Genomic DNA, 25,444 nt, shown 5'->3' on the forward strand with positions numbered 1-25,444 from the left:
TAACGCTCACGACCAGCAAACAAGCCGCCAAACCCAAGCCCGCCACGCGCGCACTTCGGAATGATTCCACGAAGAATGCTACGCGCGCATCTTGACATGATTCCCCGGGCGGTCCGCGTTGACTCATAGGAAAGGTCCGCGGCGACGGATACGTTGCCTCATCTGAAAAGGTCCGGGAAGGTCCGGGCCGCGGACATCCTTGAGGGATGGGACTGACGATGAGCCAGCGGCAGGCTGTCACGGTGATCAAGGCACGGGCTTACGCGCGGGCGAATCGCGCCGGGAAGATGCGGATCCTGGATGAGTTGGTGGAGCTGACGGGCTGGAACCGTGATTATGCCCGGCGGGCGCTGCGGCAGGCGCTGGAGTTGCGGCCGGTGCGTTCCCGTCCGCCGCGGGCCCCGGTGTACGGGCCGAAGGTCATCGAGGCGCTCGTGGTCTGCTGGGCGGTGCTCAGGGCGCCGGCGGGAGGGCTGGAGCTCGGCATCCGCAAAAACGGCAATCCTGTCCAGGAGACGCCATGACCCAGGGCGCTGGTCCCGAGAACCGCAAGTACCAGAACCCCACCACCTTCAACGATGTGAAAGCTCACAGGAACAGTTGGCCATGAAAACCCGGATCATTCGCACCGGCACACCCCTGACAGAGATCGGACTCGGATGTGCCCAATTCGGGAACTTGAACAGGGTAACAACCGACGAAGAATCCACAGCTGCGGTCACCGCAGCGTGGGACGAAGGGATACGGTACTTCGACACCGCCCCACACTATGGACTGGGTCTTTCAGAGCAGCGGCTCGGCAAAGCCTTGCGGGAACGACCGCGGAACGAATTCGTTGTCTCCACCAAAGTGGGGAGACTGCTGGAGCCGAACCCACGTCCCACGGGGAGGGACGACCAAGGCTTCCTGGTCCGCGACGACCTGCGCCGGGTCTGGGACTTCAGCCGTGACGGCATCCGGCGCTCCGTCGAGGCCAGCATGGAGCGGCTGCAACTGGGCTGTATCGACATCGTTTTCCTCCACGATCCCGATGACCACTGGGGTGACGCCTCCACCACCGGCATGGACGCACTCATCGAACTACGCGACGAAGGCATCATCCAAGCCATAGGCGTCGGAATGAACCAACCGGAAATGCCTGCCGCGTTCATCAACAAATGCGACCTTGACATTGTCATGATTGCTGGGCGCCACACACTACTCGATCGGACCGCGGATGAGGTTCTGCTGCCCCTGGCACAGGAACGGAACGTAGCACTCGTCGCCGCAGGGGTCTACAACTCGGGGCTGCTCAGTTCAGCTTTCGTCCCCGACGATGCTCAATTCAACTACGCCACCGCACCCAAAATCTCATCGTCGCGGCAAGAAGAATGGCAGAAATCTGTGCTTCACACGGTGTAAGTTTGCCCGAAGCGGCCGTCCAGTTCGCACTCAGGGACCAGCCTGTTCACTCAGTCGTCCTCGGCACCCGCACGGCAGCACAAGCCCATGCGGGCGCCCAACGATACCGCGCGCGATTCCCGATGAGCTTTGGCCAGCACTCGACCAAATCGCACAGGAACTGCGGCGATAGAGATGATCATTGACGCCCACGTCCACGTTTGGGATCTCTCCATCGGAGGTTACGTTTGGCCGGACGAATCAACGCCCTCGATTAACAGAAACCTCGGACTCGATGACATCACACCTACCCTGGACGCCTTTTCCATCTCTGGGGTCCTGCTCGTACAAGCGGCGGACACAGCCGTGGACACCTCTCACATGCTCTCTGTGGCCGAGTCCAATGCCCGGGTACTCGGTGTGGTCGCTTGGCTTGACCTGGAAACGCCAGCACATGAATTCGAACGCCTCTTGGATAAGCTCTGCCAGAACCGGCTAGTCGTAGGAATCCGCAACCTCATCCACGCCAAAGCCGATCCGGACTGGATCCTCTCGCCGCATCCGCAGGCATCCCTGGCCCGGCTGGCAGCAGCCGGGGTGCCCTACGAATATGTCACTACTGACCAACGGGGCTTGGACAACCTCTGCCTGATTCAGGAACGGGTCCCCGAGGCTCATTTCGTGCTCGACCATCTCGGAAAACCACCGATAGGCGGCACCGACAATGAAAGGCGTTCCTGGCGCTCACGCATTCGCGATGTTGCGGCCCACCCCAACACCGCCGCCAACTCTCCGGGCTGTACTCTGCGACCGGCGATATGTCCGCCTGGTCCACCAAGCAAATAAGACCCTTCTTCCACGATGCGCTGGAAGCCTTCGGCCCCCAGCGCCTCCTCTACGGGGGGACTGGCCCGTCTCCGAACTCGCGGGAGGATACGCACGCACCTGGCGCTCAACCTCGAAGCCCCTACCGGAACTGCCCGCAGAAGACCGGAATGCAATCCTCGGCCAAAACGCACAACGTGTCTACAAACTGCCAAAGCGCTCCCCTACTCGGCAAGGCCAAGCGAAAGCCTTGCCGGGTAGTTTGAGGTAGGGACTATCTCCGGGCTGATTCATCTGACGGGATATGCAGCTTACAGGCCGACATATGGCCAATTGGGGCGGTGCGCGGGGCGATCCAAGCGCGGCCTGGAGATAGACAGAGGGCGACGGCGGCGCCCAAGCCGGGTGCCGCCGTCGACCGCCGCTATTCCTGGGCGCGGACCCGCATAAACGGACCCGCCGAAACCGGGGAACACTGGCTGCTGGCCCGCCGCTCCCTGAAGGACCCGACCAACCTGGCCTACTACATCTGCCACGGCCCCAACCGGGTCTCCCTGGCCGAGCTGGTGCGGATCGCCGGCGCCCGGTGGGCCATCGAGGAAACCTTCCAAACCTCCAAGGGCGAAACGGGGCTGGACCACTACCAGGTCCGCCAATACACCGGCTGGTACCGGCACATCACCCTCGCCATGTTCGCCCAGGCCTTCATGACCGTGATCCGCTCCAAAAAGGGGCCCAGCCGCCGCAGACGGGGATCTGATCCGGCTCTCGCTGCCCGAAATCAGGCGGCTGCTCGTCCGGCTCGTCTGGCACCGCACCACTCTTCTACGTCCGCCACACAAATATCATCACTCACCACCAACGATTAACAGGCAACGAGCGGAAAGTCCGCTTAAAACGCCGATGCAGCCCAGAATAAACGCGACTGTAGTAATAGGAGATAACGCCCCAGATATGGACGCGGCCAATCTTCACCCGTGGGCATGGGAAAACGGCAGGTCCTACTGGAACACCGGGCACTATCACCAAGCTGTAATGCAGGCGGCGATCCGCGTCAACGCTGAGACTCAAGCAAAGCTGGGGCGTATGGACGTATCGGAGACGGCGCTTTTCAACGAAACGTTCTCTATGGATGAGCCAAAAGAAGGTGCACCGCGGCTCAGACTGACGGAAGACGACGGGGGAAGAACGTATCAGAATCTTCACCGGGGCGCTCGATCCTTTGCGGACGGTCTCTACACAGCAATCCGTAATCCTGGCATGCATAAGCCGCAGGAAAGCGACGGAGGCGAGGAGCAGCTTGCTCTTGAACAACTGGCAGCCTTCAGCTTGCTAGCACGCTGGATAGACCAGGCCGAAGTCGACAACGAAATAACCGCATGACAACGCGCGGCCAGAGGCCATCAACTCACCTGCTGATACGTCAATGAAGCGTCCGTAGAATGGTCCTTGCCGGGTCAACAGTGGCAGAAGGATCCCGTTTCGGCGAGCTGGCTAGCCGATCGGCAAACGGACACCAGGGGTGACATATAGCGCTGCGATAACGCCGCCGCTTATGCTGCGATCCACAGGTCACTTTCGATGCTGACATGCCGCAGGCACGACAAAACCGTCGTTCTGCTGGTGTAGGACGACGGCCGTCCTTCACGAATGATGTAGCCGTCTTACCGCGTTGCATCTCCGCAACGCCGATCAACACAGTGTGTCGAGTCGATGCAGGCCGGCACCGATGGCCACCGCAGCCACACCCGATCGGGATTCTTGTGCCATCTTGACGAGAATGTTCTCGACGTGTGTCGTGACCGTGCGGATGGAAATGCCGAGTTCGGAGGCAATCTGCTGATTTGAGCGCCCCACCGTAATCCGATCGATGACCTCGGCTTCCCTTGTGGTCAGTCCGAATGGAAGTTCCATCGGTGTTTCAACGATCAGGGCAACGTCCCCGCGTCCTGACCATGCCGCTGCGGTGCGGGTGATTTCCAGCGCGACCGTGCCGTCCTCGACGGCCCACAGTCCTGAGACGGACGCCGAGTTGCCTGCGAGGAAGCGGGCGACGAATTCGCGGAAGCGCGGCTGAAAAACCACACTGCTCATGTTCCGGGAGATGACGGGACGGGCGTCGCCCTCCGCGTCCAACAGCGAAGCTTTGCAATCTTCGCGTAGCCGGAGAATGGGGTAGCCCAGCGTCTGCCGTCTACACAGCTCAGCGACGATCGGGGACAACGCCCCGATGAGGTCCCGTGCGTCGTCGTCGAAGTTGTGAAAATGAGTGGCCGACAGGTGCAGCATCCCGGCATATTGGCCGTCGTCTGAAATCAGGCACGTGGTCATTCCATCGGTGAAGCCCGCCGGCGCCAGGGCGGTCTGATACAGCTGCGTCTCCCGGTAATCGTACTTAAGATCGTCAATGCGAAGGGGCCTGTTGAGTTTCAACAGTTTCCGGTGAACCTTTGTCGCTGCATATGGGTCCCCTAGCGCGGCCAGGGTTTCCGGCTGGTAGCCGTCGTTTGCCAGGACAATATGTTGGGCGCGGTCCGGGTTCCAGAAGAGCAAGGCGGCGGCGTCATGTCTGGTGCCGTCGGCCAGGATATGCAGGATCTGGTCAGCGCCGTCGAGTTGATATTGCGCTGCACCGGCAGCGAAAGCCGCCTTGAGCAGGATCTGGGACTTTCCGCTGACCATCAAGGCCTCCATGACAGGAGGATCGTGTCCTCCGGGTATGCGGCTTAATTATACGGCTCCCGCTTCCGTGGCGGTCATGCTCGGCCTCTAATACTTGAGCGGCCTGCGGGATTTCTGGCGTGCGCAAGCCGGTTGCTTGGGAGTACGTATAAATACCGATGTTGGGGGCGAGGCCGTATTCGTAGGCTGATTACACGAAGTCGTGAGTGTCGTATCGGTCGTGAAAGAGCACAAAGTGACAAGCATTGAGCCAAAACCTCGTGAAGCCATTATCACGTGCGGGCACAGTTGCCCGCTCGATCAGCGGATCCGGCCCGCCTCGTGTGGCGACAAGGCCAGCGTGAAGGGGCTTACTGATGGCCGACCTTGAGCTTCACGGGCAGGCGGATCGCTTCAATGTCAGACCGATGGAGGACATCTGCTTCACAATCACGTGCCGGGGCTCGTCCAGCTTTCAGGCGCAGCTGCTACGTCTTGGGGACCACCGCCGCGAAGAAGCGACTCCGGACATAGATGGAATGGCGGTGCGCAGCAGCATCGATGCACGATATGAACGCCGCTGGCATGGGATTTGCCCGCGCCCCTACCTGGAAGTGCCGGGCAGCGAAAATGCCTTCAGCAGGGCTGCTGGTGTTACGTTCGGAGCTTTCATACGCTCTGACGTGCCGAAGGTCGCACAGCAAGCGATTCTAACCGCGTGGGACTCAACCACGGGCGCAGGATCAGGAGTATTCCTTCGTCAGGGAAGGCTGACGCTTTTGGCGGGCGACGGCGACGCCGGGATGGAGCTCAGCATCCCGGAGCCTCTCCAGCCGGGCATCTGGCACGAAGTGGCCGCGTCCTACGACCTCGCATCAGGTCTCGGTGCCCTGTCTCAGAAACCATGCTCCGCGGCCGCGGGGTCCCGCCGTTTGGCGGACTTGAGCTGCAAAACCCGCACGATAACGGGTTATCGCAGACTCGCTCGGCTGCCGCCCGCTCCCATCATGATCGGCGCGAGTGCCAAGCTCACTTCACACTGGACGGCAGCCGAAGAGTCCTTCACGGGAACGCTGGAGTCTCCGTACGCGATCGCAAACGCAACCCGGACCGCGGATCTGCCGGGGCTGCACGCCCGGCGTCTGGACGCTTCTGCCCTAACCGCTGCATGGGATTTCTCCCGAGGCCTTTCCGACGACGGTATCCACCCGGATGAAGTCCCCGACATCACCGGCTCTTTTAACGCCCACTGCGTCAACACACCTCTGAGGGCGGTTCCGGGACATCTTGGCAACGTGAACGAAGACTTCAGGACCGCGCCGGAAAGATACGGCGCTGTCCGCCTGGTGGACAGGTGGCCTGAAACCGAGAGATGGCAGTCGCGGATCACCCTCTCCGTCCCGGAATCGCTGGAAAGCGGGTTTTATGCCGTGCAGTTACGCGCGGCCATTACCGAGGAATATGTGCCGTTTGTCATTTCGTCGCCGAGGCAATCCCCGTCCCTGACGGTACGGGCCGCACCCGACTGATTTCCGCCCACGAGGCCCCGCCGAACATTGAGCGCACACCCGATCGCTCGTTCATTTCACCCCGATCCCATTTACAGAATCCATGAGTCGAAGTCAGGACTAGGATTCCCCTGAGAGGCACAGATAGCCCATGAAAAACGAAAATATCGCTACTTCGTCCAATGACGCCGGAGTCAACGACGTCGAAGAGCAAAAACTAGGGGCGCTCGGCTACAAGCAAGAGCTCAACCGCACCATGACCTTGACGGATGTCGTCGTTTACGGCCTCATTTTCATGGTCCCGCTGGCTCCCGTGGCCGTTTTCGGCACCATCTTCAATTTCTCCCATGGCATGGCCGCGTTGGTCTACCTGGTAGCCGGAATCGCGATGTTCTTCAGCGCCCTCAGTTACAAAGAAATGGCCAAGGAGTACCCCGTTGCCGGGTCCGTATATTCGTACGTCCGCCTGGGCACCACGAAGTTCGTGGGGTTCCTGTCGGGATGGGCCATCCTCCTGGACTACCTGCTCCTCCCGGCGCTGCTGTGCATCCTCGCAGCGTCCGCCATGGCGGCGCTCATGCCCGATGTTCCGGGCTGGATCTGGGTCATAGGTTTTATCTCGGTGGTGGCCTTTATCAATCTCCGCGGAATCGTTGTTACGGCCCGGATGAACATGGTCTTCCTGATCATCCAAGGCGCGGCGTTCATCGTTTTCGTCGGCGGGGCCTTGGTGGCCATCGCCCAGGGCCGCGCACAGTTCAGCCTTTCTCCGTTCTATCAACCTGAATTTTTCTCTTGGGAACTCGTTTTCACGGCCATCCCTGTCGCTGCCCTGAGCTACATCGGCTTCGACGCCATCTCGACGCTTAACGAGGAAGCCAAGGGCGGCGGAAAAGCCGTGTCGAAAGCGACCATGATCGTCCTGTGGCTCGTGATCGCCTTGTTTGTCGCACAGGTCTATTTCGCGGCGCTGTTTGTACCCAACAACGAACCATTCGCCGAGGGGGACGCGACGAACAACGCCTTCTACTACATCAGCGAAACCGTTATTGGGCCCTGGTTCAAGATCGCCTTCACGCTGATCACAGCCCTGATCGCGCTGTTCGCCAACGTCCTCGTTTCCCACGCCACCACGTCGAAGATGATCTTCGCAATGGCACGCGACGGCCAACTGCCCCGCCGCCTGGCCGCGGTGAGTGAAAAGCACCAGGTCCCCAAGGCCGCCATGATCGTGGTGACCATCCTCACCGCCGTCATCGGCGTACTGGCCGTAGGACAAATCGAGCTCATCGTCACCATGGTCACCTTCGGCGCCCTCACTGCCTACATCCTGCTGCACATCAGTGTCATCATCCACTTCGGCCTGCGTCAGTCGAGCCGGAAGTACTTCATCCACTGGATCTCCCCCATGCTGGGCATTGCCGTGCTCGGATATGCCCTTTACAGCACCAACATGCTGGCCAAAATCATCGGCATCTCATGGCTGGTCATCGGTACCATCGTCGCACTCGTCCTGAAACGGTCCGGCCGCACGCTTGAAACGGAAGACCGTATCTAAGCCCCGTCGGGACAAACCCCTCGGCCGCAACCGCAAGGGTCGAAGGGTCACCGGTTCTGCCTCTCAAGTCAGCGCCGGTGATCCGGGGTTCCCACAGCAATGCGCAAATTCGAACAGGGCATGACAATCCGCAGTTAGGAAGCACTACCTTAAAAATTGACGAGCCGAACCGAACGGACGCCGTCGTGGCGCGCCTTGGATACCGGTTCAGCCCTGGAAGAAGCGATCGCAAGGCTGATCTCCACGACGTCAGCCACAGCCACAGCCACCCCAGGCATGCTGGCCAGGACGCGGCCAATTCACGCTTGGGTCAGCGAAAGCGTACCCGCGGATACACCTACGAATCCGTGCAACTCCCGACCAGGCCGCCACTAAGACCAACTCTATGAGCGTCCCGTCCAGTACGCACAACTACCGATACTTTTCACAACCTTCCAGTCATACCGTGGAAGCTACAGACAACAAAAGGGCGTGGACTGGGGTAGTGCCGGCAGGCAGCTTCCCGCCAGCCACCCGTCCCACGTCAAAACGAAAGCGAGACCATCCCATGACTCCGCGGACCAGTCCACAGCCTGGCTACTTCCACCGTGGCCGAACCGGAGCGAACTGATGCGTACCAGCGCGGATCGCTCATCCGAGCTCATGAGCATTTTCGAGGAACGTTTCTCATCCCGGCTACGCCGCGACTTTACGGATGAAGTAACAGCCGCGTACGACCGCTGCCCACTGGGTCCCCATGACGACAAGACAGCCCGCGTCGTGCGCGCACTCGGGAATGCCTCAGCCAACGGCAAAGAGATCATCCTCAACCTCGGCCCCAACGGACCGTGGGGCATCGGCCGGATTACCCTCGGAGCACCAGGAAATCTCCTTCTCATGCCGGGAACATTCCACAGTTACGAAGACGCGCTGCGCCAAGTGTTCTCACTGCGCCGCAAGAATTTTTTGGAGAGCTAACAAAAATGACCGCAGAAGCAGCACCCGCCACTGAGACCCAGCCCGAACTGAAAATCTTCGGCTACACCGACCGTTTCGCGGCTCGCCCCGGAGAAAGCCTCTCCTTCCACGTCAGCTGCGAAGGGCCCTCCACATACCAGGCGTCGCTGGTCCGGCTACGCCACGGATTCACCGGCGACGCCGGTCCGGGGTTCCTCGAGACACCGGTTCCCTCAGAGATCGATGGTGAAAAGCAGGGAACGCACTACGCCTGCCAGCCGGGTTCCTACGTCGAAATACCCGACCAGTCCTCGCTGCTGACCAGCCCGGACGGCCTGGTCATCCAGGCCAAGGTATACCCCACCCTGCCCCTGAGCTCCCGCTCCGGGAACTTCGGTGCCTACCACGTCACTCAGAACTCATTCGGGGGCGCAAGCGACCGGCAAGTCATCCTAGGAAACTGGGCAGAAGATTGCTCTACCGGGTACGCGCTCGTACTGGATGCTGGGCGACCCACCTTCATCTGGAGCGAACAAGGAACCGTGAAGTCCGTTTCACTGAACAGCCCGCTGGAGGGCCACCACTGGTACAGCCTCCACGTGGAAGTCAATACGGCAGCCGGCCACATCCGCCTTATCCAGGCCCCCCTCTCCAACATCATGAACCGGTACACCGACCAGGCGCTGCCCCTGGAGCCTGAAGAAAAACTCGTGGCCGCCCAACCATCCACACCTGCAGCCACGACAGCTCCCTTCCGCATAGGGGCCGGCGCGCGGCTGGACGGGGAACGATGGCTCGCTGCCAACGGCTTCAACGGCAAAATCGGCGGCGTCTCGATTCAGCGCTCCACCCCGGCCACGACCGACACAGTCGCTGACTGGCACTTTGGGCGCAGCCACCGCGACGACGGACTGCTCCTATGGGACGTACTCGACGAATCCCCAAACCGCCTCCACGGCAGGTGCCACAACGCACCCACCCGCGCCGTCGCAGGCCATTCCTTCACAGGTCTCGTCGACGACTTCAGGCAGGTTCCCGATGAATACGATGCCATCCACTTCCACGACGACGACATCACCGACGCCGGCTGGCCGGAAGCATTCACACTGGACGTTCCCTCAGACCTGCCCAGCGGCGTATACGCAGCCAAGCTCACCGCGGACGGAGCAGAGCAATACCTTCCCTTCTTCGTCCGGGCAGGCCAAAAGAAGAACGACGTCGCCGTGCTGTTCTCCACCGCCACATATCTGGCCTACGCCAACGACCGGATTGCCTTCGAAGCAGACGGCGCCGAAATCATCGTCAGCCGCACCCCCATTCTCGACCGCGAAGACCTCACGCTCCAGGATCATCCCGAATTCGGCCGCTCCTGCTACGAGATCCACAACGACGGGTCCGGCGTCGTCTTCGGCAGTGTCCGCAAACCCATCTTGACCCTGCAGCCCAAACACCGGGCATGGTTCCAGGCAGAAGGTGTGTGGGGACTTCCCGCGGACCTGTGCATCGTGCACTGGCTCGAAACCGAGAACTGCGACTTTGATGCCATCACAGATGAGGATCTCGATCGCGAAGGCTACGGTCTGCTCCGCGACTACCGGGTGGTCATCACCGGCAGCCATCCCGAGTACGTGACGCGCAAGGAGCTCACCGCGCTGGAGGAGTTCACATCCAACGGGGGCAGGCTCATGTATCTGGGCGGCAACGGGTTCTACGCCACCGTGTCTTTCGACCCAGAACAGCCGCACCTGATGGAACTCCGACGCTCCGACGGAGGCACGCGCCCACACCAATCCCCATATGGAGACAAGCGCCACGCCACATCAGGTGAGCTCGCTGGCATCTGGAGGAACAAGGGCCTGCCGCCCCAGAAGCTCGCCGGAGTGGGATTCGCCGCGCAAGGCTTCGACCGCTGCACGTACTACGAGCGACTCGAGGACAGCCACTCACCAGCCGCCGGGTTCATCTTCGAAGGAATCGGTGAAAACGAGCGCCTGGGCGAATTTGGAATCATGGGCGGCGGAGCGGCCGGCGCCGAAGTCGACTGCTACCAGCCCGGTCTCGGCTCGCCACCGGGTACCCTGGTCCTCGCCACATCGGGCCCGCTCTCGGACGCGTACCTCCTGGCCGCAGAAGAAGTCTACGAATCGATTCCCGGCATCGGAGCCACGGAACAACCAGGCGTCCGGTCCGACATCGTGTACTGCGCCCTGGATGGAGGAGGCGGCTTCTTCTCCGTCGGCTCCATCGCCTACACAGCGTCACTGTCCCACAACAACTACGACAACAACATCGCTCAGATAACCGGCAACGTCCTCAGGCGCTTCCGCAGAACCGAACCGCTCCAGGAAATCCTCAGCGAAAAAGGCTCATTCCAGCCAGCTGGAAGCTGAATTTCGATTCAAAAACTGCACGACGCCCGGGCAGCACGGTAACTTCGAGCGATCGTGCTGAACATTAGTGCAGAGGGCGGACCATCTTCAGGATGGTTCGCCCTCTTATACGACCGGACGTCCCACAGTTCTTCCCGACCAATTCAGCCGGTACGGCACCCACCACGCCCAAATCTTCAGCACCTAAATCAAAGACGATAAACCCAGGGTGCATCAGGAGTTCTCATGATTACCACGCTTGAGCCTGACGGCTACTTCCACATCACCGGGCTTTCCCGGGCGGAAATTGAAGACAGCATCAACATGGCGGTTGAGATGGCCCGCGACCACTCGATGAAGGAGGGGTGGCAGGGCATTCTCGTAACGCGTCACGAACCCGGCCAATACACAGTGAACTTAAGTGGCGATGTCCCCTACGGAGTAACGATGGAACGGGATCTGTGCAGCAGCACCGGATCTTACACCCCGCTTCCGTCTCAATGCCCCGCCGGTTAGGGCGCGGACCGTTTGGGGTGTGCGGTCCCTGATCTCCGGGGTCGTCTGCTCCCTCGATAACCCAGCGGTTTTCGTCGGGGTCGGTGACGTGGGCAAACTGCACCCCGCTCGCGTCCTGGACCCTCAGTGATGTCGGAGCAAGGGCACAGTGATTGGTCGCCAAACCTATTGAGAGCGAATGAGAACTTAGCGGATGGCCAAAGACCCTGGGATGTGCTGCAACTCCTGCTCTATCGTCGGGTGGTCAAGTTCATCGGCGCGGGCTTTGAGCAGCGTGGCTCTGATCGCATCCGCGCGGGCCCACTCCGGATGTCCAAGATGGGAACGGCAAAGCACACTACCCCGCCGACGCTGCTCTCCTCATCGTCCATGAAGTACCCGCTGCGGCAGCCCCAGGATTGAGGCGAACCGCTTGGTGCATACGCCAAGTGGTTGGCTAGGACAGCTTGGTTAAGGAGTGAAGAATGACGCCCCTCGATATACAAAGAAGGCAGAAAACTCGTGAAGACCACGGTTCCCCCATCCCTACCCATGGACCGGCGCAGCAATGCCCTCAGGAGTATGGTCTGGTCGTCCTTGGCGTGATGTACCCGAGCGTCGTCCCCCAGCCCTCCCAGGGCATACCAGGCGTTCTGCCGCATCTCCTCCCAGATGTTGCCACCGGCTGGCAGTGCACAGATGTCATCTTTTATGACCCGATTTCTTCCGTGGGAAGCGGTGACCCGATTCGAACGGGTAGCTTAGGGGCGATCAGCGAAGTCCCGCTGTCGCCGAAGCATGAAAAGAAGGGTAAGGGCAGCCGGCACGAAAGTCGCATGAATGCCATGGAAGCTGTCGCCTGCGAGCTGGCGATGCTTTCATTGCGAAATCGAAGGTAGCCATTTGTTCCCAAGCCCGGTCATTTTCAGGCGCCATTTGGATGTCCCTTAATGCGATGTCCTGGGCAGGAACTGTGACACCGATGTCCTTGGAAGTCTTCGACGGGGGAGCGCTCAAACGTGGCCTTGAGGTTGAAGTGCTCGATAACGGCCTCGTCGTTTCACGCGGGGTAATCGAGAACCTAAATTTTGATCGAGGCATCCTCCGGCTCAAGCTTTCCTACGGAACAGGTAGACGAACGTTCCATCAGAAGGACGGGTGGCAGGTTCGTGCCGCGTGCCCAAACACAGAGCTCGGCCGGTGACGATTGGCAACTACCGCCACCCAAAACTGTGACAACCACAGTTGTTTACGCGTCTGCATCCGCAACGGACAAAGACTAAGCACATCCCTGTCTGTGGCGGCGGGAGCTTCATGTCTTCGCCGCCACAACATTTATGGCGGGCGCTCACGCTGAATGTACTGGTACGCGTGCAAGTTCGATTTCGAACTATTCGCGCCTTCTGAACAAGGCTGTAGGACCAGCCTGCTTAAAGCGGAGGTCGAACGCGGCCTCTTGTCTAGCCGGACCCGTTGGCTCACGGCTGGGAAGTCGTCAGGTTGGGGCACACCCCAACCTGACGAAACGGTGTCGTACGTCCTAACTTACTTCTGGGGCGGGCCTCGAACTCAACCTGACAGAATGAGGGTTTGAGGCGCACCATCCACTTAGCGAGGGAGCAGAATGACCCGACGGATCTTTGACAGCCATTTCCACATCATCGATTCCCGCTTCCCGCTCGTGCGAAACAACGGGTACCTGCCGCCTGAGTTCACGGTGTCGGATTATCTGCGGGCCGTTTCAGATCTGGGAGTTACGGGCGGTGTCGTGGTTTCAGGTTCATTCCAGGCCTTCGACCAGGGCTAACTGACCGACGCGCTGGCTACGCTCGGCCCGATGTTCGTGGGCGTTGCCAATATTGCCGAGACGACAAGCGATGACGAATTTCTTTGTCTCGCTGAAGCGGGAGTCCGCGGCGTTCGGTTCAATCTTTATCGGGGCGGCTCGGCGGAAATGGAAAGTGTTTCGTCACTTGGGCGACGAGCATGGGATGTTGCAGGGATGCACGTCGAGTTCTATCTCGACGCGAATGACTTGGTGGAGTTGGAACCGGTCATTACAGCACTTCCGAAGGTGAGCATCGATCACTTGGGCATGACTTCGGTGCATCGCGATGTGCTGCTCCGCCTCGTGTCCGGTGGCGTACGGGTGAAGGCCACGGGGTTTGGTCGGGTCCAGCTCGACGTCGCTTCCACTATCCGAGAGATCCACCAAGAGAACCCGGAAGCTCTGATGTTTGGAACCGATCTTCCCAGCACGAGGGCCCGGGTGCCGTTTCAACCAGCGGACTTGGAACTCGTGGCGGACATTCTTGCCGACGTCGCGAGTCTCGCCCTTTACGACAACGGGGCACGCTTTTACAGGTTGAAGGAATAGCTCGCCGAAGTGCACCCTCTCAGATCTCCGTGTATTTGGTATCCGTGGCGCAGGCTCCTCAAAACCGAGGGATGATTGCTCTCCGGCGTCGTCAGATTCGCGGTGGCGATGCGGCGATTTCCGTCTCGATGAACTATGCAGCATTCCTTTTATGCGGTCAGTTTCTCCGCTCTTGGGCGAAGAAACGGCCGGTTGGGCTGTGCTGCCTGGGCCGAAGATCTGATTGGCGGGCTGCTTTCGGCGATATGGAACTGCTCGCTTGCCGTTAGCCGATGGTCCGCCCAAGCTTCCTTTCGGCATCCTCATGATGCGGAAGTCCACTCACCCCCGTGGCGCGAAAGCAACAGCGGGGCTATCACGTCCGTCTCGCCGGCAGACTTAGTCCACCATGAGCGTGCCTCGATGCCCTCTCCGCGAACGGCCGCATGAAGTCCGAGTATGTTCATGCTGTCGGTGTCGCCTGCCTGAGCAAGTTTCAAGACTGCTTTAGATGCGGCGTCGCTGGTTACCCTGGCGGTGTCCGGACCGAATATCTGAAGCGAATGGGCGGCGACACTGTTGCCCCAGACCGCCGCCTGCTGAAGCAACAAACGGGCTTTCGGTACTTCCCGTTCGGCAATGTAAAGCTCAGCGAGACTCAGGAGTACGTCGGGGTTTCCGTAACGCGCGGCCTTATCGCGGAAGTGCTCACGGGCCCGCAGGTCTCCGCCGGTGAAGTATTCCCCCATTAGCAGCATCGCGAAGGGTGCGTGGTCGGGGTGTCCACTGTCAATTGCTGTTTGGTAGGCCACTTGGGCGCTGATAGCGTCACCCTGTCCTTGGAGGAGTAACCCCAGTCCGACCGCGGCCAAGGGTGCATATTCAGCGTTACCACTGTCAACGGCTGCCCGGTATGCTCCGTTCGCCTCACTTGGGATTCCCTGTTTTTCCAGGAGCATCCCCATCATGACCCAGGCGGAAGGCGCATGATGGGGATGGCGACTGACGATAGCCTGCTCATACGCGCGGCGAGCTCCTTCCCAGTCACCCGACTCCATGAGTCTTATCCCGACAAGGACCGCACCCCTTGGTGCGTACTCGTGGTGGCCGCTGTCCTTGGCAGTTTGGAACGCCCTTTGTGCTCCGGCGGTGTCACCAAGTTCCAGCCGCAGCGTCCCAAGGGTGACTGCGGCTTTTGGGGCGTGATCAAAGTCGCCGCCGTCGACCGTTTTTTGGAGCGCTGCTGCGGCTTCTCCTAGTGGCTCGTTATGATTCATCTGCGGCTCCGCTCAGGGCTACGCCATCTTCGCAATTCACGGCATCGTGACCGTAGCTTCATTGTGATGGATTAACCCCGCAGATGTCGCCAGTCACCGCCAGGCAGCGCAACCTGCTGGATGTCGCCGGTCCCCTAAGCAATCAGGCTGTCCATGGCACTGTTCGGGATGTTGGAACGAGGCTCAGGGCCTTCTTGGCCATCTTATGGAGGCGATGCAGAGAACGGCTGACGACATCCATAAGGCTCCCCCCGGCCCGGCTGGGGCTGCCAGCAGCCCTGCCCCGATCGGCAGGGCAACCTGTCCGAGGCGGTTGCCGAGCAGTCTCAGCGCCAGTGCCGCGCCTCGCGCGTCCGGAGGAACTGCCTGGGTGATGAGTGTCATCGTGATCGGTTGTCCTAGTCCGAGGAAGAATCCAACGATGGCTAAGATGACCGCCGCCATCACAGGATTTCCGAACAGCCACGGCAGGATCGCCAGGGTGGTGCCTGCCCCCGCGAGGCTGGCGGTGATGAGTCCGGTTCTGCTCCATCGGGACAGCATCACGGGTAGGAGCAGACGGGACGTGATCGAGGCGGCCGCCCGGATGGCCAGAAGGACGCCGATTCCGATGGGGGCGATCCCGTTTTCCTCTCCCAGTAGAGGGAGGAACGCAACGATGATGTCGGTCGTGGCCAGTAATGCAAGGCTGGCGAGCATGTTGGTCTTGACAGTGGGGATACCCAGAAGGTGGGCTACGGACTTTGATGTTGGGGCCTTCGCTGGAGCTGCCTCTGTGGTTCCCCGGGCACTTGCGCGTTCCTTCGTTGATGCCCCGAGAGCGACCGGCATGGCCAGCACCGCTATTGCCCCGGCGAGTATCAATGCTGCGTTGGCGTCCGTGAGCCGGGCGGCGGCGGGGGCGTTTCCTGCAGCTCCCATGGCCAGACCTGCAACCAGCGGACCGACGAGCTGGCCTAGGGAGAATGCCGCGGTGAACCAGCCGAAAGCTGCGTCCATCCTGCTGAGCGGAACAAATCTTGCGATGGCAGACTGTCCGGCAATCGTGAAGCACAGGTGTCCCACGCCCAGTACCGCGCTGGCGACGCCGACGAGCAGAAGAGATGGGGCGGCCGAGAGCAGGAACGGGCCGGCCGCGAGCAGGAGCGTCCCGGCCAGGGTGATGCCCTTCATCGACGTGCGGCGGTCGGACATTCGACCCAGCCAGAGTGCGATCGCCACCGGGAGGAGGGCGAAGGAGGCAGAGGTCAGGCCGACTGCAACCGAGTCGCCGCCCAGGGCCAAGACCTTATATGTGATGAGTGGCCTTGCCAGGTTGAGAGCGATTTGGCAAAGCACTGCGGATGCGATCAGCATCCATAACCACCGTCTGGACTTCCTCTCGCTCACCACTCCCCCTTTGGCTCTGTCAGGGCAGTTGATGCGAAGCGAAGCGATCCCGATACGAAGTGCCTCACTGCAGGCACGGAACTTTTCGGACGCGGTCCTTCACCGGAAGTCCGCTGTCGTATCTTTGGCTACCTGCAGGAGCGTTGCCTGGAAGGCCATTTCCGCTGCAGCGCGTACTCTGTCGTGGCGGTGGGCGAGGAGCACCCTTCGGGACGGGGCGCTCGAACCGAGTGAAACGATGCTGACACCGGGATGCTTATTGACGACGGCGGTTCGCGGAGCAAGCGCGATGCCCAGGCCAACACTGACCATGGCTTGGGCCTCCTGGTAGTCGTTGGCCTGGAAAGCGATCCGTGGCGTGAACCCTGCCGCACGTGCGCTTCGTTGCAGTACTTCAACCACGGGATGGGCCTCACCGCGGACAATCCATTCCTCTGTGGCCAGGTCTGCCATGTCCACCTGCTTCCGGCGCGCCAATCGGTGGTCCTTGCCGACAATCAGTGCGGTTGCGTCTTCGAAGACAGTGGTGAGGGCAAAGTCCCCCGGATTGATCCGGTTCCATTCGTAGTCCCAGAGGAGTGACATTCCAACCTGGCCGTTTTCCAGCATTTCGACCAAGTCCTCGAAGCGGCTACTGCGGACGTGCAGTTCGATCGCCGGGTACTCCTTTTTGAACCGGCTGATCACGAGCGGGAGAAAGGATCCGCCCAGGGTGGGAAAGGTCCCCATGGTGAGGCTGCCTCGGTGGAGTCCTGCGATTTCTGCCAGATCCGCCTCAGCGGCAGCCATTTGACGCAGGATACGTCGCGTGTGCGCTGCGAGAACATGCCCGGCATCCGTGGGGACCATGCCACGGGTCTGCCGCTGCAGAAGCGGCTGCCCGATTTCTGCCTCCAGACGCCGCAGCTGCTGCGAAACTCCGGACGGGGAGTACACATGCTTTTCTGCAGCAGCGGTAATCGATCCAAGCTCGACCACATCCAGCAGCAATTCGAGCCTCCGAATGTTCAGCACAGTCGCACCTCCTTTGAAGTATTACTTAAGCCCCCCTAACAATCATAAGCTCACGCTTCATGTAGAGCGGCATTTGGCGCTTGAGTTCAGTGTCGGCGTCTTCCGTCACGGTGCCCGAGCCAACGTAAGTGCATTTAAGGCCCAACTGATTGAAGTAGAAATGCATGGTCGTGCAGTATTTAGCGTTTGTAATTCATCTGAGGTTCGGATCACACTTAGACCAGCCGGCAAGGCTTGCAGGCCCGATGAAGGGTCCCAGGAAGGTGTGAAAGCAATCATGTTTAAGATCCCAGCGGCGTGGATGCGGGGCGGAACCAGCAAATGCTGGGTGTTCGAATGGGACAATCTACAGGTCCCAGGAAAGAGCGTGGACGAAGTTCTTCTGCGTCTCTTCGGCAGCCCCGACAACCGTCAGATCGACGGCGTCGGAGGCGGAACATCCACGACAAGCAAAGCCGTCATCCTGTCCCGCTCCCTCAGTGACGAGGCCGATGTCGACTACACGTTTGCACAGGTGGCCATCGACGAGCAGCGGGTGGACTGGGGCAGTAACTGCGGCAACTGCTCAGCCGTGGTCGCCCCGTATGCCATCCAGCGAGGTTGGGTGGCTCCCGGACAGGAGAACACATCCGTCCGGACCCTGAACACCAACACCGATCAGCTCATTTTGCAGAAGGTTCCAACTCCGGGCGGAGAACTTCAGGATCCGGGCACCCAGATGATTCCCGGCGTCCCGTTCCCCGGACTGTCAGTCGGAATGGGATTTCTGGACCCCGCCGGGAGAACCACGGGGAAACTGTTCCCCACCGGCGAACCGGCGGAGAAAGTGACATTCGACGGGCATGAAGTGCCAGCGACTCTCATTGATGCCGGCGCTCCCCTGATTATTCTGGACGTTGAGTCCATCGGCCTCACCGGCAACGAGACGGCCGCGGACATCGACAGCCAGGCTTCACTCCTTGTGCATCTGGACGATGTCCGCCGGGATGCTGCCGTGCGCATGGGCCTTGTAGCCACGCGCGCTGAGGCCGCGCGGGCGATACCGAAGCTGGCGCTGGTCGGCAGGGCGGCCCCGGACGATGAAGCCGACCTCAACGTCAGAATGCTGTCCATGGGCAGGCTCCACCCGGCCCTGGCCATTACGGGAAGCGTAGCGCTCACCATGGCCGCGCAGCACCCAGGCACCGTGGTCCGGAACCTCCTCACAACTGATCCATCCTCCGGGCTGGTCATGCGCACCCCCGCCGGCCTCGTCCAGACATGGGCGGAAAACCTAGACGGCGTGCCCGTCGTCGGAACCATCCGAAGCGCCCGCCGCATAGCGGACGCCGAACTGCTGCTTCCAGAGTCCTGGTAAGCGGAACACAAGTTAACAGCCTGTCCTCTTATTGACGCCTGAGTGGTGTTGCATTGAGGTAGGCCCGAAGCAAAGGATTCCTCAATGACGAGCAACAAGTCATCCTTGGAGCCGCCCGGATTCTCCCCGGCTGGCACCGACGGGCAGATCGAGCCAAGCGAGCAGCCCGATCCGCCCAAGCACTCCCGGCGCACCATCCTTACAGCTGTAGGCGCCTTCGCACTGCTGGGAGCTGCAACCACCGTCCTTGGTGGCAGCTTGCTGAACCCGCCCTCCAGTACCGAGGACGGCAATTTCAGCGGCGAAACCCTCGAATTTCTCATTCCCCTGGCTTCAGGCGGTGGAACAGATACCTGGGCCCGGTTCATCGGCACCGAACTGACTAACTACGTCCCCGGCCGCCCCGGTTTTGCACCCGTAAACGAAGCAGGCGGTGAAGGCATCCTGGGCACCAACAGGTTCGCCCGCTCAGCCAAGACCGACGGCACCGAAATCCTCGTCGGGACAGCATCGACAGTCGTTCCCTGGGTCTTGGGACGCTCAGCCGTTAAATACTCCTTCGAGGACCTCAGGCCCGTCGTCGTCAACGGGACAGGCGGAGTCATTTACGCCCGGGCCGAAGCCGGGGTAGCCGGTGTGCAGGACCTGATTAACCGGGACACCCCGCTGGAGTTCGGCGGAATCAGCGCCACAGGCCTGGACATCACCACGCTGGTCGCATTCGACCTGCTCGAGGCCGACGTGACAAGTACGTTCGGCTTTGAAGGCCGAGGACCCGTCAACCTGGCCCTGCAGCGCGGCGAAATCGACCTCGACTACCAGACGACCTCCGCCTACGGATCCGCCGTCGCCAGCATCGTCAAGGAAGGCAAAGCCGTCGTCCTCATGTCCTTCGGCCAGCTGAACGAAGCCGGGGACGTCATCCGTGACCCCAACTTCCCCGACGTGCCCACGGTCGCAGAAGCGTACGAAACTCTCCACGGCAAGAAACCCTCCGGCGAAAAGTACGAGGCCTACAAAACCCTGCTCGGCCTGACTTATACATACCAAAAAGGACTCTGGGTTCCACAAGAGACACCGGAGAACGCCTACGAGCTGCTGCGCCAGTCCAGCGAAAAACTCGGCACCGACACACGTTTCCAGGAAAAGGCCTCCAAAGTACTCGGCGGCTACCCCCTCGTCGCGGACACCGGCATGGCCGACCGCGTCCGGGACGCCTACAAAGTCAGCGGCTCCGTCCGGTCCTATGTCACAGGGCTGCTCGCGAGCAAATACAACATCCACGTTGAATAAGGACCATCATGCTTGACTCCGCAATGGCAGCGCTGGCATCCCTCGCTGACCCCTCCCTCCTCATCATGCTCCTGATCGGCACCGTCGCCGGTCTGATCATGGGCCTCATCCCCGGTCTGGGCGGCACAGGCGCCGTCGCGATCCTGCTGCCCATCACCTTCGGCATGGAACCGCCCCAGGCCCTGGCACTCCTCATCGGCGCCCTCGCTGTCGTCCACACCTCAGACACCGTCTCCGCGGTACTGCTCGGAGCCCCTGGCTCCGCATCGGCCAGCGTCACCATGCTCGACGGCTACTCCATGGCCAAGAAGGGGCAGGCAGCCCGCGCCCTGACCCTGGCCTTCCTCTCCTCCATGGCCGGCGGCATCATCGGCGCGGTCGGCCTGACCCTCGCGATCCCGCTGGCCCGGCCCTTGGTCCTTTCCTTCGCGAGTCCCGAACTGTTCATGCTGACCGTCCTCGGTGTATCTCTGGCCGCAGTCCTGTCACGGGGAAACATCATCAAGGGAGTCTCGGCAGGCCTCCTCGGCCTGATCCTCGGCATGGTCGGAACCTCTCCGACCACCGCAGAGGAACGCTTCACCTTCGGCAGCCTGTTCCTCGGCGACGGCCTTTCACTCGTGGCCGTTGCCCTCGGCATCTTCGGACTGGCTGAAATCGCATCCCGCGCCAGCCAACGCCGCGGACAGAAGCAAATCATCACCCTCGGCGGCGGCTGGGGACAAGGCATCCGGGAATGGCTCACCCACTGGACCCACGTCATCCGTGGAGCGCTCATCGGCATCTGGGCAGGCGTGCTGCCAGGCGTCGGCGCCACCGCCGGAACCTGGATGGCCTACGGGCAGGCCGTCGCAACCGCAAAGGACAAGCGCCAATTCGGCAAAGGCGACCCCCGCGGAATCGTCGGCCCCGAAAGCGCCAACAACTCCGTGGAAGCCGGCGACCTGATCCCCACCCTCCTGTTCGGTATCCCCGGCGGAGTCCCCTCCGCGATGCTCCTCGGAATGCTCCTCACCTACGGCATCCAGCCAGGCCCGTCAATCATCACGGAACACCTTGACCTGATGTATCTCATCGTCTGGTCCTTCGCTATCGCGTCCGTTCTCGGCGCACTGCTTTGCTTCCTGAGTGTCAAGCAGCTCGCCAAGCTGACAAAGGTCCCCTTCGCCATACTCGCAGCAGGCCTCGTCGCCGTCATGCTCCTGGGCTCCTTCCAGGAAGGCGGCCAGCTCGGCGACCTCTGGATCATGATCATCCTGGGCGTCTTCGGCTGGCTGTTGAAGTCAACTGGCTTCCCCAGGGCACCCTTCCTCATCGGCTTCGTCCTGGCCATCCCGCTGGAACGCTACTACTTCCTCACCGACAGCCTCTACGAAGGCTTCGACTGGATGGCCCGCCCCGGCGTACTGGTCTTCCTGGCAATCCTGATCCTGCCGATGATCTGGGCGTTCATCAAGTTCATCCGTACCCGCCGCAAGACCAACCTTGACGATGGTCACCGGGACGAACAGCCCGAGGACGACGAAGCTCCGCTGAAGAATTCAACCTGGTCCCTCACAGCATCAGGCATCTTTTTCGTCGCCTTCGCCGCCGCCTTAATCTCGTCCGCGTCATTCTCGCCGGAAGCCAGGCTGGTCCCCCAGCTGGTGAGCACCGGAGGCCTTATCTTCTCCGGTATCCTGCTCTTCATTGAGATCCGGAGAAGGCTTCGCGACAGAACCCCGAAGGCAGATGAGACCCTTGCTGAGGAGGCAGATGGGATCCGTGGCACACAGCCTGCGAAGGCAGGTTGGACCCTTGACGCAAAGTTCGCGTTGAAGACCTTCCTATGGATGACAGGCTTCCTGGCTCTCACGGCCGCCTTCGGATACCTGATTGCAGTCACGATCTTCATCCCGGCCTTCCTCCTGATAGTCGCAAGGGCCCGGCTCAAGGTCGCCATCATCTACACCGGCGTCCTGTACATCGTGCTCCTGGCCCTGCCCTCGCTGCTGCCGATTGACCTTCCGCAGGGCTGGCTCAACACCCTCGTCTAGCACCGGAACACCCTGCACACCCAAAGCCATTGGAGAATCAAAAATGACGGTACTCGTAGCCTACGCATCCGCTCCCGAAGGCAGGGAAGCGCTAACTGAAGGGATCAAGGAAGCCCATCGGCGGAAGTCAGACCTGCTCATCGTGAACATCGGACGTGGCCACCACGACCTGGACGCGCAGGAACTGCAGGAGTTGGAAGGCCAACTGACCGAGGCCGGTCTGGCCCTGACCATCGAATCCTCGATCCTGGCCGATCCGGGGGACGCGGTCATCCAAATCGCACAGGACCGAGGCGTGGAAGTGATTGTCATTGGACTCAGGCACCGTTCCATGGTGGGCAAGCTCATCCTGGGAAGCACCGTTCAGCGCATCCTGCTCGACGCCACCTGCCCCGTACTCGCAGTCCGGGCCGACAAACTCTGACCCGGCGCCACTGACTGCCGGACACATCGTCCGGCGCGTGTGCTGCCGTTCCCGCACTCCATCGCAACAGGTAGCCCGACGGACGGGCGCGAGGACAGCGCAGCATGCAAACGGAGGCAGGGTGACCATACGGTTGCCCTGCCTCCTCCTATAACTACCCCAGAACAACAGACCGCCCGACCCCCAGATCAAGGACAACCGAGATGAACACCCGCTCTCGCACGGCCAAACCCCACAATGGATCCCCGAGGCCCGAACCCATTCCCAACTGGTCCACACTTTCCCGTACCGACCAAGTAGAGATCCACAATCACGAACAAGTCATAACCTCAGGCCGCATCGACATGCTCGCCATGGACGGCAGCGTCCTCTGGCTTCAACAGGACGAAGGAAAGGGCCGTGCACTGTTCCTGCACAGCGATGGACTACGCGTGTACCGACGACCAGAAAACCAAAGTTGAGCTGACAATGTCCCGAAGCAAATTGGATATGCCAACCGCCCATCGGTGTGCCGAATCAGGCCTGCCCAACAGGGTCGCTCCACGACGGTATTTGCCTAGGACTCAAAACAAAACCTTCGGGCCGGCGTCGCACGGGCTCTGAGGTTGTTGGCCGCGTTGCCACCGGTGCACGGAAGATACCTTAAGTCATCGCCTAGCACCCAATGGTAAGCGTACATATTCGATTTCGAGGTGTTGGCGCCTATGGGACATCCCTGTAAGACCGGCCGAGCTTGAAGTTTTGGCGAACACGGCCTCTTGTGTAGCCGGACCCGGAAAGTCCGGAGAACCTGGCGATTGAGCCAACTTTTTCGTCCAATTGGGCACACCCCAACCACCCGTCAGGCAGACACTTGAATGCCTTCAGAATAGGGTCCAAAAGGCGATTTCTACACTCCCCCATGAAGAGTCTGAGATTCCAATCTGACAGTCGCGGAACCTCAGCACCTACTTGAAGCCCGCAGGTACGAACAACGCTGCTAAGCGCCTCCGCTCCAAGGGGGGCACTAGGAGGCTTGTGTACTCGCCTAAGAGTCGATTGTGTCGACCCACTCCCCCGCGACGCCGCGAATCCTTAGCGGTCCGGCCGGCACCTGATTCGGGTGAGTAAAAGGTGAGTCCTGGAAAGAAGCGGCCTCATCTAGATTGTCAACGGCAGTAAACCTGCAGATCAGCGCCCAATTTGGTCGGGCGGAGGATTCGAACCGAAAATCCGCCGCGGACTTCCCAATTTTCCGCCCGCTCTGCGTGAGCGGCATTCGCATTTAAGCCGCAGGTCAGGACCCTTTTCTAGCCCAGCGGACGGGTTAGAACCGAATAGACGTTCCAGATTCCTCTACAGGATCTGGTCCTGCGCGTCATGGGCCCCAGAGTAAACCCGCAGGTCAAAGCCACAATCGGAGCCTCCTGTCGGATTCGAACCGACGACCCCCGCTTTACAAGAGCGGTGCTCTGGCCAACTGAGCTAAGGAGGCGCGCCCCCGAGGGGCGTGCGCCGCAAGGCGCTAGATAAGGTTAGCCCAAGTCCGCCCGCTCGTAAAAACGCCGGCAAGGGTGAACCGGAGCCAAAACAAAGGACCTGCTTCCGGAATCGATCCGGAAGCAGGTCCTCTGAGTGGAAGGACTTTAGCCCTTCGCGGTGATCGCTGCCTGCAGGAAGTCAGGGAACGGGGTCTGCGCACTGGCACCCTTGCCCCACTGCTGGCCGTCCACAAACACCGTAGGCGTGCCGGTGACGCCGATCGCCGCGGCCTGCTTGGTTGTGAACTTCACGTACGGACGGTAGGTCTTCTCGTCGACGCAGGTGTCGACGTTCTTGGCGCCGATGTCCGTGGCCATGGTCTTGAGCCTGTCGTCGGAAAGACCGGCGGTACCTTCGGCAGGCTGGTTGGCGAACAGCGAGTCCACAAACTCCGCGTACTTCTCCGGAGACTCATTCACAACACACGCGGCGGCGTTGGCTGCACGGGAGGAGTAGTTCGTGGAGGACCGGTTGTCCAGGAACCCGAGCGCCCGGTATTCCACCGAGATCTTGCCCTCGTTGCGCAGCGTCGTCAGCTGCTCGTTGTACTGGGCCTCGAAGTTCTTGCAAACCGGGCAGATGAAGTCAACGTACAGGACCACCTTGACCGGCTTTCCGGCCTCAGCTTCGGCACCGGGGGCAACTACTTCAGCCGGCGCGGTTTTCGGGGGCTCCCCCACGGAGGCTGCGTCAACGGTGGCTGCTTCCAGCTTCGCGACGTCGGTATTGGCCAGCAAGGTGATGCCACCGTTGACGTTGCCGTTGGCCGGCGTCGGCCCCTGGTCAGCGATCGGGGCGTTCTGCCGCATCGTTGTGGTCACCACCAGCCCCACCACCACAAGGATGGCCACCACGGCCACCACAATGCCCCAGCCGATCAGCAGCTTGTTGCGCTTGTCCTTCGTCAGCTGCGCCTCACGGATCAGGCGTGCCTTCTCGCGCGCCTCCGAGGTTCGCTCAGCCTTGGACTTACGTATTTCATTTGCGGGGCTCATGTGTTCCTTGGGTCGATCGACATAGGGGGACCACTCTGTGGCGACTCCAC

General features: G+C 60.9%; 21 protein-coding genes, 1 tRNA gene and 2 pseudogenes. 18 read left to right on the top strand and 6 right to left on the bottom strand.

The window, feature by feature from the left end; all coding sequences use genetic code 11:
- Positions 1 to 206: 206 nt before the first annotated feature.
- The 5 genes and pseudogenes from ACX80V_RS21120 to ACX80V_RS21140 all read left to right on the top strand — a co-directional run bounded on the left by ACX80V_RS21120 (position 207) and on the right by ACX80V_RS21140 (position 3,588).
- Positions 207 to 524: a hypothetical protein gene (locus ACX80V_RS21120; protein ID WP_485844792.1), complete on the top strand. Its 318-nt coding sequence runs from the start codon at positions 207 to 209 to the stop codon at positions 522 to 524.
- Between the two features lie 82 nt (positions 525 to 606).
- Positions 607 to 1,586: pseudogene (locus ACX80V_RS21125) on the top strand (aldo/keto reductase).
- Positions 1,576 to 2,226, top strand: a complete 651-nt coding sequence (locus ACX80V_RS21130) for an amidohydrolase family protein (protein ID WP_485844793.1) — start codon at positions 1,576 to 1,578, stop codon at positions 2,224 to 2,226. The pseudogene ACX80V_RS21125 and the gene ACX80V_RS21130 overlap by 11 nt, the downstream one beginning before the upstream one ends.
- A gap of 383 nt (positions 2,227 to 2,609) precedes the next feature.
- A pseudogene (locus ACX80V_RS21135) lies at positions 2,610 to 2,927 on the top strand (IS701 family transposase); the annotation flags it as partial.
- Between the two features lie 232 nt (positions 2,928 to 3,159).
- Positions 3,160 to 3,588: a TIGR02391 family protein gene (locus ACX80V_RS21140; RefSeq protein ID WP_485844794.1), complete on the top strand. Its 429-nt coding sequence runs from the start codon at positions 3,160 to 3,162 to the stop codon at positions 3,586 to 3,588.
- Positions 3,589 to 3,897: 309 nt separating this feature from the next.
- On the opposite strand, the gene ACX80V_RS21145 is transcribed toward ACX80V_RS21140, so the two are convergent.
- The gene (locus tag ACX80V_RS21145) at positions 3,898 to 4,899 is read right to left on the bottom strand and encodes a LuxR C-terminal-related transcriptional regulator (protein ID WP_485844795.1); all 1,002 of its coding nucleotides are present in this window, start codon (positions 4,897 to 4,899) and stop codon (positions 3,898 to 3,900) included.
- 344 nt (positions 4,900 to 5,243) lie between these two features.
- Between ACX80V_RS21145 and ACX80V_RS21150 the strand changes: the two genes are divergently transcribed.
- From ACX80V_RS21150 to ACX80V_RS21190, 9 genes are all read left to right on the top strand, one after another.
- Complete coding sequence (locus ACX80V_RS21150; RefSeq protein WP_485844796.1) at positions 5,244 to 6,395, top strand: hypothetical protein; 1,152 nt, start codon at positions 5,244 to 5,246, stop codon at positions 6,393 to 6,395.
- A gap of 130 nt (positions 6,396 to 6,525) precedes the next feature.
- Positions 6,526 to 7,932 (top strand): APC family permease, encoded by a 1,407-nt coding sequence (locus ACX80V_RS21155; protein WP_485844797.1) that lies wholly within the window; start codon positions 6,526 to 6,528, stop codon positions 7,930 to 7,932.
- Between the two features lie 609 nt (positions 7,933 to 8,541).
- Positions 8,542 to 8,889: a N,N-dimethylformamidase alpha subunit family protein gene (locus ACX80V_RS21160; RefSeq protein ID WP_485844798.1), complete on the top strand. Its 348-nt coding sequence runs from the start codon at positions 8,542 to 8,544 to the stop codon at positions 8,887 to 8,889.
- A gap of 5 nt (positions 8,890 to 8,894) precedes the next feature.
- Positions 8,895 to 11,258: a N,N-dimethylformamidase beta subunit family domain-containing protein gene (locus tag ACX80V_RS21165; protein WP_485844799.1), complete on the top strand. Its 2,364-nt coding sequence runs from the start codon at positions 8,895 to 8,897 to the stop codon at positions 11,256 to 11,258.
- Between the two features lie 225 nt (positions 11,259 to 11,483).
- Entirely contained in the window at positions 11,484 to 11,753 is a 270-nt protein-coding gene (locus tag ACX80V_RS21170) for a hypothetical protein (protein WP_485844800.1), read from the top strand.
- A 213-nt stretch (positions 11,754 to 11,966) separates the two neighbouring features.
- A complete protein-coding gene (locus tag ACX80V_RS21175) occupies positions 11,967 to 12,155 on the top strand; it encodes a hypothetical protein (protein WP_485844801.1) in 189 nt (62 codons plus the stop codon).
- A gap of 62 nt (positions 12,156 to 12,217) precedes the next feature.
- Complete coding sequence (locus ACX80V_RS21180) at positions 12,218 to 12,631, top strand: hypothetical protein (protein WP_485844802.1); 414 nt, start codon at positions 12,218 to 12,220, stop codon at positions 12,629 to 12,631.
- A gap of 725 nt (positions 12,632 to 13,356) precedes the next feature.
- A complete protein-coding gene (locus ACX80V_RS21185; protein WP_485844803.1) occupies positions 13,357 to 13,539 on the top strand; it encodes an amidohydrolase family protein in 183 nt (60 codons plus the stop codon).
- Between the two features lie 12 nt (positions 13,540 to 13,551).
- Entirely contained in the window at positions 13,552 to 14,109 is a 558-nt protein-coding gene (locus tag ACX80V_RS21190) for an amidohydrolase family protein (RefSeq protein ID WP_485844817.1), read from the top strand.
- A gap of 302 nt (positions 14,110 to 14,411) precedes the next feature.
- Here the strand turns inward: ACX80V_RS21190 and ACX80V_RS21195 are convergent, their stop codons facing one another.
- From ACX80V_RS21195 to ACX80V_RS21205, 3 genes are all read right to left on the bottom strand, one after another.
- A complete protein-coding gene (locus ACX80V_RS21195; RefSeq protein WP_485844804.1) occupies positions 14,412 to 15,365 on the bottom strand; it encodes a tetratricopeptide repeat protein in 954 nt (317 codons plus the stop codon).
- Positions 15,366 to 15,548: 183 nt separating this feature from the next.
- Entirely contained in the window at positions 15,549 to 16,721 is a 1,173-nt protein-coding gene (locus tag ACX80V_RS21200) for an MFS transporter (RefSeq protein WP_485844805.1), read from the bottom strand.
- A 132-nt stretch (positions 16,722 to 16,853) separates the two neighbouring features.
- Positions 16,854 to 17,768, bottom strand: coding sequence for a LysR family transcriptional regulator (locus tag ACX80V_RS21205; RefSeq protein ID WP_485844806.1), 915 nt, complete (start codon positions 17,766 to 17,768; stop codon positions 16,854 to 16,856).
- 277 nt (positions 17,769 to 18,045) lie between these two features.
- Here ACX80V_RS21205 and ACX80V_RS21210 point away from each other — a divergent pair, with 277 nt between their 5' ends.
- The 4 genes from ACX80V_RS21210 (at position 18,046) to ACX80V_RS21225 (ending at position 22,878) form a co-directional block, all read left to right on the top strand.
- Positions 18,046 to 19,125 (top strand): PrpF domain-containing protein, encoded by a 1,080-nt coding sequence (locus ACX80V_RS21210; RefSeq protein WP_485844807.1) that lies wholly within the window; start codon positions 18,046 to 18,048, stop codon positions 19,123 to 19,125.
- Between the two features lie 84 nt (positions 19,126 to 19,209).
- On the top strand, positions 19,210 to 20,418 hold the full coding sequence (locus ACX80V_RS21215) for a Bug family tripartite tricarboxylate transporter substrate binding protein (protein WP_485844808.1): 1,209 nt from the start codon (positions 19,210 to 19,212) through the stop codon (positions 20,416 to 20,418).
- 8 nt (positions 20,419 to 20,426) lie between these two features.
- Complete coding sequence (locus ACX80V_RS21220; protein WP_485844809.1) at positions 20,427 to 22,454, top strand: tripartite tricarboxylate transporter permease; 2,028 nt, start codon at positions 20,427 to 20,429, stop codon at positions 22,452 to 22,454.
- Between the two features lie 43 nt (positions 22,455 to 22,497).
- Positions 22,498 to 22,878, top strand: coding sequence for a universal stress protein (locus tag ACX80V_RS21225; protein ID WP_056341426.1), 381 nt, complete (start codon positions 22,498 to 22,500; stop codon positions 22,876 to 22,878).
- 1,400 nt (positions 22,879 to 24,278) lie between these two features.
- Here ACX80V_RS21225 and ACX80V_RS21230 read toward each other — a convergent pair.
- Both ACX80V_RS21230 and ACX80V_RS21235 read right to left on the bottom strand, forming a co-directional pair.
- Positions 24,279 to 24,352 (bottom strand) — tRNA-Thr (locus ACX80V_RS21230).
- 151 nt (positions 24,353 to 24,503) lie between these two features.
- On the bottom strand, positions 24,504 to 25,394 hold the full coding sequence (locus tag ACX80V_RS21235) for a DsbA family protein (protein ID WP_485844810.1): 891 nt from the start codon (positions 25,392 to 25,394) through the stop codon (positions 24,504 to 24,506).
- Positions 25,395 to 25,444: the final 50 nt, after the last annotated feature.

The organism is Pseudarthrobacter arbutini, assembly GCF_054510915.1.